Annotated in this window: 7 protein-coding genes and 1 pseudogene; 5 read left to right on the top strand and 3 right to left on the bottom strand. The window is 69.9% G+C overall.

The features are described 5' to 3' along the window. Window position 1 precedes the first annotated feature (1 nt). The 3 genes from D7Y04_RS37410 (at window position 2) to D7Y04_RS37400 (ending at window position 3,168) form a co-directional block, all read left to right on the top strand. Complete coding sequence (locus tag D7Y04_RS37410; RefSeq protein WP_199749795.1) at window positions 2–1,762, top strand: tetratricopeptide repeat protein; 1,761 nt, start codon at window positions 2–4, stop codon at window positions 1,760–1,762. A 334-nt stretch (window positions 1,763–2,096) separates the two neighbouring features. Beyond that, the gene (locus D7Y04_RS37405; RefSeq protein WP_121762425.1) at window positions 2,097–2,810 is read left to right on the top strand and encodes a DUF4142 domain-containing protein; all 714 of its coding nucleotides are present in this window, start codon (window positions 2,097–2,099) and stop codon (window positions 2,808–2,810) included. Between the two features lie 79 nt (window positions 2,811–2,889). Then, entirely contained in the window at window positions 2,890–3,168 is a 279-nt protein-coding gene (locus tag D7Y04_RS37400; protein ID WP_120598838.1) for a hypothetical protein, read from the top strand. A gap of 57 nt (window positions 3,169–3,225) precedes the next feature. On the opposite strand, the gene D7Y04_RS37395 is transcribed toward D7Y04_RS37400, so the two are convergent. Beyond that, window positions 3,226–5,256, bottom strand: coding sequence for a S9 family peptidase (locus tag D7Y04_RS37395; protein ID WP_121762424.1), 2,031 nt, complete (start codon window positions 5,254–5,256; stop codon window positions 3,226–3,228). Window positions 5,257–5,438: 182 nt separating this feature from the next. Here D7Y04_RS37395 and D7Y04_RS37390 point away from each other — a divergent pair. Next, window positions 5,439–6,002 (top strand): annotated as a pseudogene (locus D7Y04_RS37390) (DsbA family protein); the annotation flags it as partial. Between the two features lie 6 nt (window positions 6,003–6,008). Here the strand turns inward: D7Y04_RS37390 and fliB are convergent. Further along, the gene (fliB, locus tag D7Y04_RS45285; RefSeq protein ID WP_199749794.1) at window positions 6,009–7,454 is read right to left on the bottom strand and encodes a flagellin lysine-N-methylase; all 1,446 of its coding nucleotides are present in this window, start codon (window positions 7,452–7,454) and stop codon (window positions 6,009–6,011) included. A 10-nt stretch (window positions 7,455–7,464) separates the two neighbouring features. Continuing rightward, window positions 7,465–11,247, bottom strand: a complete 3,783-nt coding sequence (locus tag D7Y04_RS37375) for a TIGR02266 family protein (RefSeq protein ID WP_121762423.1) — start codon at window positions 11,245–11,247, stop codon at window positions 7,465–7,467. A 179-nt stretch (window positions 11,248–11,426) separates the two neighbouring features. Between D7Y04_RS37375 and D7Y04_RS37370 the strand changes: the two genes are divergently transcribed. Continuing rightward, complete coding sequence (locus tag D7Y04_RS37370) at window positions 11,427–12,572, top strand: hypothetical protein (protein ID WP_121762422.1); 1,146 nt, start codon at window positions 11,427–11,429, stop codon at window positions 12,570–12,572. Window positions 12,573–12,577: the final 5 nt, after the last annotated feature.

Here is a 12,577-nt window from a genome sequence, read left to right as displayed (position 1 = left end):
CATGCACGCGACCATCCCGGGCCTGGGCGTCCTGTGCGCCCTCCTCCTCGCCGTCCCCACGGCCTTCGCGCAGCCCCCCGACGCCGCCCTCAAGGAAGAGGTGAAGCAGCGGCTGGGCAAGGTGGAGCAGTCGCTGGATGACTGGGACGTGGGAAGCGCTCGCCGCGAGCTGGCCGAGGTCGAGAAGCGCGTACCCTCCGAGCTGGAGCCCCTGAAGTACTTCCAGGGGCGCGTGGCCTTCGAGGAGGGCCAGTACGACGACGCGGTGACGCTGCTGGAAGGCGCCAACATCGAGGACAAGCCGGGCAGCTACCTGCGGCTCGCCAAGGACACGCGCACCATCGTCAAGGACCACCAGCGCGCGGAGAGCGAGCACTTCATCTTCTTCTACCCGAAGGGCAAGGAGGAGATTCTGGTGCCCTACGCGCTGGAGACGCTGGAGGCCATCCACCGGGCGCTCGCGGAGGACCTGGGCTGGACGCCGCCGGGCAAGGTGCGCGTGGAGGTGGTGAACAACGCGCGCGAGCTGTCCCGCGTCAGCACGCTGACGGAGAAGCAGATCCGCACCACGGGCACCATCGCCATCTGCAAGTTCAACAAGCTGATGGTCACGAGCCCCAAGGCCGTGGCGCAGGGCTACGACTGGCAGGACACGCTGGCGCACGAGTACGTGCACCTGGTGGTCAGCCAGATGTCCCACAACACCGTGCCCATCTGGCTGCACGAAGGCCTGGCCAAGTTCCTGGAGTCGCGCTGGCGCGGCAAGGGTGGCCTGGCCATGACGCCGTCCACGCAGGCGCTGCTGGGCAAGCGCGTGAAGGAGGACAAGCTCATCCCCTTCGAGAAGATGCACCCCTCCATCGCCATGCTGCCCACGGCGGAGGACGCGGCCACCGCGTTCGCGGAGGTGTTCTACGCCATCGACTACCTCCACGGCACCAAGGGCACCGCCGGCCTGCGCGCCCTCTTGCAGGAGCTGAAGGCGGGCCAGCCGGACAAGAAAGCGGTGGAGGTGGCGACGGGCATGCCCTTCCCCCTCTTCGAGAAGACCTGGCTGTCCTACGTGAAGAAGCAGCCCTTCCCCCAGGAGCTGGTGCCGCGCGACGACCGCGTGGTGCTCAAGGAGGACGCCAAGGGCGCTCAGAAGGACAGCGAGAAGAAGGGGCGTGAAATCTCCTTCGGCGGCTTCTCCGAGGTGACCGAAGTGCCCGCGCGCAAGTTCGCGCACCTGGGTGAGGTGCTGCGCGAGCGCAACCGCGTGAAGGCCGCCGCGGAGGAGTACTCGCGCGCGCACAAGCTGGTGGGCGACAAGTACGAGTCGGTGTCCAACAAGTTCGCGCTCGCGCTGCTGGAGCTGCGCCGGTTGGATGAGGCGGAGTCCGTGCTGCGCGGCTCGCTGCGGATGCACCCGGGCTCGCCCTCCACCAACGTGCACCTGGGCCGCATCCTGCTGTTCCGCAAGGACTACCCGAAGGCGAAGACGGCGTACCTGGAGGCGCTGGCCTCGGATCCGTTCGACCCGGAAATCCATGTGGCCCTCACGCGCATCCACGGCGCGCTGGGTGAGACGGCGCTCGCGGCGCGCACGCGCGGGGCCGCCGCCAACCTCACGGGCCTCAAGCCCGACGACGTGGACCGCGCCGCCCAGGCCTTCCTGCGCGCCGAGGACGAGCTGTCGGAGACGAAGAACGTCCCCGTCGGCATGCCCGACGCCCCGAAGCCGAAGGCCGCTCCGAAGCCGGCGCCGCAGCCCGCGAAGTAGCCCTCCTCCCCGGCGGCCAGCCAGCCGGGGCCCTGCCTCCGTTCTCTTCCCTCCCTCGCGGGATGCCTAGCTTTCCGGGCACGAGGAGGACGGGATGGCGTTCCCAGACAGCCGTGTGGTGCTGAACGTCCGCGCCCGCTCCCTGGGGCAGTGGTGCTGTCCACTGCCGCACCGGGTCCGGGACGCAACGTGAATTGGCACACGTCCGTCCTCCCACCCGCTGGGTTCGCTGTCGCGCTCTGCTCCAACGTGCGCCGCGCGGATCCGGAAGTGTGTCCGGTCCACCGACCTTGACCCGCCTCACATCCGAGGCCCTGAAAAGGAGCAGCACCCAATGAAGCGCACCCTGCATGGAGTCACCCTCGCCGCGGTTCTCTTCACCGGCGGTGTCTCGCTGGCCCAGAGCGCCACGTCCGCCAACCCGCCAGTCGGAGAGAAGACGCCCACCGTCGCCAAGGGCACGGTGGAGTTCAAGGGCTTCATCGTCCCCGCGGATCCAAAGGCCTTCCTGGAGCGCCTGCACTACATCAACCAGTCGGAGATCAAGCAGGCGAAGCTCGCGCAGCAGAACTCGCAGAACCCGGACGTGCAGAGCTACGCCAAGATGATGGTCGACGCGCACACGACCGCCGACCAGAAGGTCATGGACTATGCGAAGTCGCAGAACATGAAGCTGGCGGAGATGCCCAAGGCCACCAACGACATGGAGAAGAAAGCCATGGCCGCGGACAAGGCGGACATGGAGAAGCTCCAGGCGCTGAAGGGCGCGCCGTTCGACTCGTCCTATATGTCCGCCCAGGTCGGCGCCCATGACGCCGCCATCGGCAAGGTGATGGCCGCCCAGCAGGGCATGGGCGCCACGGGTGAGCTGGCCACGCTGCTCACGAACCTCACCCAGGAACTGCCCCGGCATCGCGACATGGCCTACCAGACGCTGGGCAAGCTGGACGACGCCATGGGCGTGGGCGGCGCCGGCATGCAGGGCGGCACCACCGACCACGGATCCATGGACCACGGCTCCACCGGCGGTGCGACGAAGACGAAGTAATGCAGCAGCGGTGAAGTGCGCGGCGCCTCCCTTGAAGTGCATTCACGGGAGGCGTCATCCACGTGCATAGTGCCGGGCCATGTCACGACTGATTGCCCTGGCCTCCTGTGTCTCCGTGCTGCTCCTCACCGGCTGCTCCAACGACGCCGACGCCATCTGCGACTACCGCAAGCAGTGCTTCGACTCCGACCTGGACACCGGCAAGTGCGCCGAGAAGGTTGGCGCCTGGGAGGAAGAGAAGGAGAGCGAGCAGGACAAACGCCGCGAGCGCACCGCGGAGTGCTCGCAGTGCATCTCCGACCGCACCTGTGCGGAGGTCATCGCCAGCTGCATCGACGACTGCTTCGGCATTCCCTGAAACCTGCATGAAACCCTGGGGCGCGACGCCCCAGGGTTCACCTTTCGCCGGGCAGCGCTACTTGCGCGTCCAGCGGTCCAGCCAGCCCAGCACCTCGTCGTGCCACTGGATGCTGTTCTGCGGCTTGAGCACCCAGTGGTTCTCGTCCGGGAAGTACAGGAAGCGGGACGGGATGCCGCGGCGCTGGAGCGCGGTGAAGGTGGCGATGCCCTGCGTGTCCACCACGCGGTAGTCCTTGCCGCCGTGGATGACGAGCATGGGCGTCTTCCACTTCGCCACCTGGTTCACCGGGTTGAACTTCTCGTACGACTCCGGCTTCTCCCAGGGCAGCGCCTTGTGCTCCCACTCGGGGAACCACAGCTCCTCGGTGTCGTAGTAGGCGGCGCGCTCGTCGAAGATGCCGTCGTGGTTCACGAGGCACTGGAAGCCGTCCGCCCAGTTGCCGGCGATCCAGTTGATCATGTACCCGCCGTAGCTGCCGCCCAGCGCGCACCGCTTCGTCTTGTGGATGAACGAGTACTTCTGGAGCGCGGCGTTCAGGCCCTTCTGCAGGTCCTCCAGCGGCTTGCCGCCCCAGTCCCCGGAGATGGAGTCCGTGAAGGCCTGGCCGTAGCCGGTGGAGCCGTGGAAGTCGATCATCACCGCCACGTAGCCGCGGCCCGCGTACACCTGCGGGTTCCACCGGTAATGGAAGTGATTGCCGAAGCTGCCCTGCGGTCCGCCGTGGATGAGGAAGGCCAGCGGGTACTGGCGCTTCGGGTCGAAGTCCACGGGCTTCACCACGTAGCCGTGCACCGTCTCGTTGTTCCAGCCCGGGAAGTTGAACTGCTCGAAGGCGCCGAACTTCAGGCCCGCGAGCGCGTCCTTGTTCACCTGGGTGAGCTGCCGCGCGCCGGTGCCGTCCGCCTTCACCGCGTACAGGTCCGCCGGCGAGTCCAGGTCATCCATCGCGTAGACGACCTGGCCGTCCGCCGCGGGCTGGGCGCCGTCCGCGTTGCCGCCCTGGGTGAGGCTGCGCGCCTTGCCGGTGGCCACGTCCAGGGCGAACACGGTGTTCTGCCCCACGTCGTTGGCGGTGGTGAAGAGCGTGGCGCCGTCCTTGCTCCACGCGAGCGAGCCAGCCGAGCGGTCCCAGTCCTGGGTCAGCACGCGCTCCTGGCCACCCGGCCACGTGCGCAGGATGACGCGGAAGCGGTCGGCCTCGAAGCCGGGGCGGGACATGGCCACGTACGCGAGCGTCTTGCCATCCGGGCTGAACACGGGGCTGGTGTCCGTGGCGCGGTTCTTCTCCGTGAGCTTGCGCGGCTTCGTCTTTCCGTCGACGGGCGCGAGGAACAGGTCCAGGTCGGTGGACCACGACTCGGTGGCGCCCACGTCGCGCGCGGCGAAGACGATGCTCTTGCCGTCCGGGGTGAAGGTGAACTCCTCCGCGCCGCCAAAGGGCTTGCTCGGCGCGTCCGCGTCCATGCCCTTCATCACGTCCACGGCCGTGCCGCCGGCCACGGGGACGACGAACAGGTGCGAACGCGTGCCGTCCTTCCAGGTGTCCCAGTGACGGGCGAAGAGCTGATCATACGCGCGGCCGGTGGTCTTCTTCTTGGAGGACTCCGCGGCGCGCTGGGTGTTGCACGCGAGGTCCGCGCAGTCGGGGCGCGCGTCCAGCGCCACCGCGAGCTGCTGGCCGTCACGCGACAGCACGAAGCTGTTCACGTCCAGCGGCAGCTTCGTGACCGGAAGCGGTTCGCCGCCATCCACCGGCAGGCGCCACACCTGCGATGAGCCGCCGCGCGACGACAGGAAGTAGAGGCTCTTGCCGTCCGGTGCCCAGACGGGGTCGGTGTCGCTGCTCGGGTCCGACGTGAGCTGGCGCGGCGCGGAGCCGTCCAGGTTGGCGAGCCACAGGTCGGTGCGGCCGCGGTTCGCCTCCAGGTCGGTGGAGCGCAGGACGTAGGCGACCTGACGGCCGTCGGGCGAGACGCGCGGGCTGCTGAGCCGGCGCAGCGTGACCAGGTCCTGTTGATTGAACGGATGCGGCGCGGGCGCGGGGTTGGCGCCGAGCGCCAGGGCCGCGAGGAGCGACAGGGGCACGGAAGGTTCCTCCGGAGAGATGGAACCCGGACCGTGCCTTCGGGAGGGCGGACTGTCCACCGATGGATGCGGGCCCCGGTGGAAGGGGTGGAAGGCCCTGACGCACGGTGCTAGAGATTCAGCCCATGAGCGCACCCATCGTTGTCCACATCTGGTCCGACTTCGTTTGACCCTGGTGTTACGTCGGCCTCGGTGAGGTCGAGAAGCTGAAGAAGGAATACGACGTCCAGGTGGAGTGGCACCCCTACTTCCTGCGCCCGGAGACGCCTCCGGAAGGGCTGCCGTTGCCCGACTACGTGCGCCAGGGGATGAAGGATCCCAACAACCCGCTGAAGCTCCGAGCCGCGAAGGCCGGGCTGACGATGGTGCAGCGGGACATCATCCCGTCCACGCGCCGAGCGCACGAGGCGGCGGAGTACGCGCGCGCCCAAGGCAGGCTGGAGCCCTTCCAGGCCGCCATCCTGCGGCGCTACTGGAGTGAAGGTCAGGACCTCTGGCAGTGGGACACGCTGCGGGCCGCGGGCGTGGAGGCCGGGTTGGATCCGGACGAGCTCCAGCGCGCGGTGGAGGAAGGCCGCTACCGGCAGGTGGTGGAGGAGTCCGTGCGCGAGGCCCAGGAGATGGGCATCCGCGCGGTGCCGACCTTCATCCTGGGGGAGAAGGTGGCCATCCAGGGCGCGCACGAGTACCCGTCATTCCAGCGGGCCATGCAGCAGCTGGGCGCGAAGCCGAAGCAGCAGGGCTGACGGGAGCTACAGGCCCTTCACCAGGATGAGCAGCCGCGCGAAGGTCTCCGGACCTTCGCCGGCCAGCCCCTTGGCGAAGTCCAGGAACGAGGGCGCCTGCTCCACGTGCTTGGCGACGACCTGGAACGCCTCCACGGCGGCGGCGTCCAGCGCGGCCTCGGGCATGCCGGGAGCCTCTAGCAGCGCCACCACGGCCGGGTGCCCGAGCAGCACCCAGCGCACCACGGAGGCGCGCAGCACGAGCAGGAACACGGAGTTCAGGAGGCTCTCGGCCTCGGTGAACGGGTGGCGCAGGACGTGGTTGAGCGCGTGGTGCAGGAAGTACTGGTGCACGCGCTCGCCGTGCAGGGACTCCAGGGCGGAGCGCCGCGCGGCATGGAGCTCCCACGCCTGGTCTGGATGCGTGTCCGCGCCGCCATAGGACGCGCGCACATCGCTCATGAGCGAGAGGAAGCGCGGGCTGCTCACGGCGGCCTCGCGTGAACGGAGCACGGCGCCGCAGATGCCGGCCCACGGGCCTCCCGGCAGCTCCAGCGCTTCGAGCTGCGCGCTCAAGGACGCGAGGGTGTCCGTGGATTCGTACTCGCGCAGGACATGCGCGAGCCGCGCTTCGGCCGCTTCCGCGCGGGTCTCGCTCTCATCCAGTGCGGCAGCCGCCACGGGCTCGTGCACCGGAGGCGCGGAGGCTTCGCTTGCATGGGGACGCCACGACGACGCACTTGCATCCAGCGCGGTGGCCGCCATGGGCTCACGTATCTCGGGCTCGGAGGCGTCGCTCGCGCTGGGATGCCGCGATTCCTCGCCTGCCGATGAAGCGAACGCCGTGGTCCCCGGGAAGTAGAAGTCGCCCAGGTCCAGCGCCATGCGGCCCAGCGCGTACAGCCTCGCGGCGAACGGGATTTCGCGCCGATTCAAGAGCCGCAGCATCGCTTCGCGCACGGTGTCCGCGTGGGCCGTCCACGCGTCGTCTCCGGCCGCTACCTGCCGCGCGACCTGCGGACGCAGGGCCTGTTCCTCGGGCACGGGCTCGCGCACCAGCGCGTCCTCCGCCAGCAGGCACAGGCGCGCCGTCTCCGGACACGCGAGCGACCCGGCCATCTCCACCTGCGCGCCCCAGCGCGTGAGCACTCGCGGGAAGACGGAGCAGCCGTCCGGCAGCACTGCTTCACCGTAGCGGCGCTGGAGCGAACACAGCTTCGCCTCATCCAGGAAGGCGCAGTGCCCGTCCGCGCGCTTGCCCAGGATGCCCGCCTGCTGACCCGAGGCTCCATCCGGGTTCGGATTGATCAGCGCCGCGACTCTCGCTTCGTCCGGTGTGCCCGCAACCTTCTGGCGCAGCAGGCTCCAGCGCGATTCGCTGATGGGCACGGTGAGCCCCGCGCAGCAGGTGTCCTCGCACGCTTCCGCGATGCAACGGAAGCGCGCCATGTAGCGGGGGGCCGAGGCGGTCATGGAACCCAGTCTACTTGCGGCCCAGCGCCTTCTTCACGAACCCCCAGAAGCGGCCCGCGCGATCCTTGAGGTCCGCGCCCCGGCGCTCCTCGGCGGCGCTCACCGCCTCCTTGCTCACCTGGAGCTGCTTCTGGAGCTCCTCCGGCGAGTAGCGCGTGGCGAGCGTCGCCTTCACTTCCTTGCGCGTCGAGTATTCACGCGCCTCCACGTGCAGCACGCATTCGGAGTCGAGCTTGAGCGTCACGGCCACGCGCACGGAGCCCTTGGGGCCTCGTGGCAGACCTTCCATGCGCACGGTGCCCAGGTATTCGTTGGCGGAGATGTGGTTGTCCTCGCCCTGGAAGACGGACAGCTCCATCCGCTCTTCGTTGTCCTGCGACGTGCTGATGGCGAACGAGCGCTGCGTGGGCAATGGGCTGTTGCGCTCGATGACGCGCTTGAAGCCACCGCCGGGCATGGCCACGCCAATCGTCATGGGCAGCACGTCGATGAGCACCACGCTGCTCACCTTGTCCACCGAGCCCGAGTACAGCGCCGCGCCCAGCGCCACGGCCTCGTCCGCGTTGACGCTCGCCTGCGCGTTCTTGCTGAAGAGGCCCTTGAGCTTGTCGCGCACCAGCGGCATGCGGCTCATGCCGCCCACCAGGATGATGTCGTCCACCTCCGAGGCCTTCAGCTTGGAGTCCAGGAGCACGTCGCGCACCACGTCGATGGTGCGGTTGAGCAACGGGTCGCAGATCTTCTCCAGGTCCTGGCGCGACATCGTCACGCGCAGGTCCCGGGGACGGCCCGCGTCGTCCATCATCAACATGGGGATGTGGACTTCGAACGTGCTGCGCTCGGACAGCGCCATCTTCGCGCGCTCGGCGGCGTCGCCCACGCGCGACAGGGCGATGCCGTCTCCGTTGAACGCGATGCCTTCCTTCTCCTGGAAGCGCTCCAGGAGGAAGTCGACGATGAGGTTGTCGAAGTCGATACCGCCCAGGAAGATGTCGCCGCCGGTGCCCAGTACCTCGAAGACGTTCTTCTCGATGCGCAGGATGGTCGCGTCGAAGGTGCCGCCGCCCAGGTCGTAGACGAGCACCTTCTTGTTGAGCTCGCGGTTGAGGCCGTACGCGAGCGCCGCGGACGTGGGCTCGTTGAGGATGCGCTCCACCTTGAGGCCGGCCATCGCGCCCGCCTTGCGGACCGCTTCACGCTGGGGCTCGGAGTAGTAGGCCGGCACCGTCACCACGGCGCGCTCCACCTTCTGGTTGAGGTGGGTTTCCGCCATCTCCTTGCACTCGCGCAGGATGATGCCCTGCACCTCTTCCAGCGACAGCACGTCACTGCCCAGGCGCACAGCGGCGCGGCCGGCGGCGTCGGGGGTGATTTCGTAGTGGAAGCGCTCGCGCACCTGCTTCACCACGGCGCTGTCGTAGGGACGGCCCACCAGGCGCTTCGCGCCGTAGATGGTGTGCGTGGGCCGGAGGACGAGCTGGTTCTTCGCGCGGTGGCTGACGAGCAGCTTGTTCTGCGCGCTCAGCGAGATGACGGACGGGATGGTGTTGTAGCCCTCGCGCGAGCGCAGCACGACGGGCCGGCCGTTGGACAGGAGCGCCACGCAGGAGTTGGTGGTGCCCAGGTCGATGCCGATGACCGGACCCGTGCCGGCAATTGTCTGCGGCGGCGTGAGGTAGATGGGGCGCACCTGGCCGTTGGCGTCCAGGGGAGGCGGCGCGGAGGACACCGGCGCGGCGGCGGGCGCGAGCGTCGCGGGAGCGCTCGGCGCGGCGGGCGCGGGCGGGGCCTGACGCACGGAGGGAGGAAGCGTGCTCGGCTGCGGCGGAGGGGCCACGGGCCGCGCGGCGGGACGGCCCGCCGAGGACACGGGCTCGCGCGCCAGTTCCAGCGGCCCGTCGTCGTCGATGGACAGGTCCAGGTCGAACTCGGCGCTGCCGCCGGACGGGCGCGGCGCGGGAGGCTGCTGCGGCACGGGAGGCTGCTGCGGGACAGCGCGACCCCAGGACGACGCAGGCTCCTGGGAGAGGTCGGGAGCGCGGCCCGCGGCGGAACCGGGCTCGCGGCCCAGGCCGGGCGCCGCGGGACGGTTGGCGAAGGAGCCGGGCTCCAACGGCAGCTCACCGGGAGCGCGCGCCGAGGGACGTCCCGCCACGGATCCAGGCTCGCGGCCCAGTCCCGGGGCACGGCTCGCCGCGGATCCAGGCTCCAGTCCCAGACCCGGCACGGAGGGACGCCCGGCGGCGGATCCGGGCTCACGCCCCAGGCCCGGCGCTGCGGCACGTCCTGCGGCGGATCCAGGCTCCAGTCCCAGGCCTGGCACCGCGGGACGACCTCCAGAAGAGCGAGGCTCAAGTCCCAGGCCCGGCGTCGCGGGACGACCTCCAGAAGAGCGCGGCTCAAGTCCCAGACCCGGCACCGCGGGACGACCTCCAGAAGAGCGAGGCTCAAGTCCCAGGCCCGGCACGGTGGCGCGACCCGCCGCGGATCCAGGCTCGCGTCCAAGACCCGGAGCACGGCCGGCGGCGGATCCAGGCTCACGCCCCAGACCCGGCGCGGCGGCACGGCCGGGCGAGGACGCGGGCTCACGCCCCAACGGCCGCTGACGGCCCGGCGAGGACGCGGGCTCGCGTGCCAGTTCCAGCGGAGCCTCGTCGTCCAGGGATGACAGGTCGAAGTCGAACTCGGCGCTGCCGCCGGAGGGCTTGGCGGGAGCCACCGGCGGCACGACCGGCATCGCCGCGGGCGGAGGCGGCGGGGCCGCGCGCTGCACAGGCGGCGGAGTCACCGGCGCGGCGCGAGGCGGCGGCGCGGGGGCGACATCCGAGAAATCCAACTCGAACCCACCCGCGTCGCCCGCGGCCGAAGCCGCGTCGTCCTCCACGGAGAGCCCCACTTCGATGGGCACCTCTTCCAGCGGCTGGCCCATGGCGATGGGCTCATCCACGACCGGAACCTCGAACTCGAAGTCGAGCCCCGGCAGCGGCTCGTCGCCTCCCGACAGCACGCCCTGCACGGTGGGCGGAGGCGTTCCCGCGATGAGCTCGTCCAGCGGGATGTCCACGTCGTTCGCGGAGTCCGCCTGCGCCAGCCCCATGTCCTCGTCCGGACCTCCCAACGAGAACGGCTCGTCCTCGCCGCCCAGCGACAGCGGCTCGTCCGCGGCGGGAGCGGGGCTGGAGGACGGGGCATCCAGATCATCGAACAGCGAATCGAGCGCGGCACCACTCGGGGCCGGCTGCGCGGGACGCGCGGGCGGTGCGACGGCGGCGGGGCGCGCGGGGACGGCGGCGGGCCGGGGCGCGGCGGCAACCGGCGGCACGGCCACGGGCGGACGCACCGGCGCGATGCCCGGCGCGGTCAACGGCGCGATTCCTGGCGCGGCCAACGGCGCGATGCCCGGCGCCACGACCGGAGCAATGGACGGCAGCGGCGCGGCGGCGGGCACGGCACCGCCACCCGGCTTGCGCTGGAGCATCAGATCCACGAGCGCGCGGCTCGCGGTATCCAGCTCCTGGAACTGCAACCCCATACCCGGAGGCCCCGCGGGGTCGTTCACATCGCGCACCCAGCGCACGGTCGCAGTGCCTTGGAGCACGCGCACGCCGTTGGCGATCTGCACCTCGAAGCGCACGGGCGTGCCCACCGGCTGCGGCGTGCGCGAGCGGATGAACATGCCCCCGGGGCTGATGTTGGTGGCGAACTCCTCGGTGAAGCTCCCCACGGTCTCATGCTTGAGCTTCACCAACAGACCGACCGACTTGCGGTCCGAGGTACGCCGACCTTGATCCATGGTTCAGCACTGTCGCGTCCGGGGGCCATTCCCTCAAGGGGGTTCTGGCCCCCTGCCCGTCCGGCCGGTGCCCGTTCGAGACATTCAGGTGCGCATCTGACTTACCTGTATGTCCCCGCTATCCTGGGACTTCGTTTCCCCCAGGAAGAGGTCCGGGTCCGCCGGACGGGAGTCCCCCGATGAACGCGGTTCCCCATTTCGCCCCGGTTCCCCTGCAAGCGCGGTGGTTGGTGGACCGACGGCATGACCTGCTCTCCACGGTCGGGGGACTGGGCGCGAGCCTGGCGCTGATGGCGTTGCACGTGCTGGGGGGCGTGAGCGGGCCGCCGTTGTGGTGGGCATGGGTGCTGCTGTTGGACGGGCCGCACCTGTTCGCGACGGTATCGCGCACGTACCTGGACGCTCGGGAGCGGAAGGCGCGAGCCCGGCTGCTCTGGGGCAGCCTGGCGTGGTTCGCGGCGGGGCCGGCCGTGTTCGCGGCGTCGGTGCTGTCCGGGCAGCGTTGGCCGTTCGCGGTGTTCGTGACGCTGGCGGCACTGTGGGCGTACTGGCACGTGGTGCGGCAGCACTACGGCATCATGGTGCTCTACCAGCGCAAGGCCGGAGAGCGGAACGCGTGGGACCGGCGGCTGGACAGCGTGACCCTGTACGTGGGGTTGCTCGCGCCGTTCGTGGCGTTCGCGCTAACGCATCCGGGGGCTCGGCGCAGGTTGGGGCTGATGGCGGAGCCGACCTGGGAGGTCGGGGTGGCGCACGCGTGCTTCGCGTTGGTGCTCGCGGTGGTGGGGGTGCTGGCGGCGAGGCAGGTGTGGCGGTGGCGCCGGGGCCTGGGGGTGAACGGGCCCAAGTTGTTGATGCTGGGCGCGGCGCTGGGGCTGACGTCGCTGGTGTTCTGGCCGTCGGTGTCGCGGCGGATGGACTTCCTGATGTTCACCGTGGCGGTGACGGCGTTCCACAACGTGCAGTACCACGGCATCGTCTGGTTCTTTCACCGCAACCGCTACCACGCGGAAGGCGTGGACCATGCCGCGTTCGGTTGGGCGCCGAAGGTGAGCCAGCGATTCATCGTCTACGCGCTCTGCGGGCTCGCGTTCACGCTGGTGTACCGGACGATGGGCTGCGGCATGGGCGTGCATCCGGGCTGCGGCGCGTTCGACGCGAAGGTGGCGATGGGAGGCAGCGGGCTCACGCTGAGGGACCTGATGGAAGGCTTCATCTGGGGCTTCGCGCTGCACCACTACTTCCTGGACCAGTACATCTGGCGCGTGCGCAAGGACGCGGGTCTGAACCAGGACCTCAAGCTGAACACCGCGGCGGTGGCCTGACGCCC

The organism is Corallococcus sp. AB038B (assembly GCF_003668955.1).
In the GTDB taxonomy this organism is placed as follows: domain Bacteria; phylum Myxococcota; class Myxococcia; order Myxococcales; family Myxococcaceae; genus Corallococcus; species Corallococcus exiguus.
Note: the sequence above shows the minus strand (reverse complement) of the source record. Positions and strands in the feature narration are given on the sequence as shown.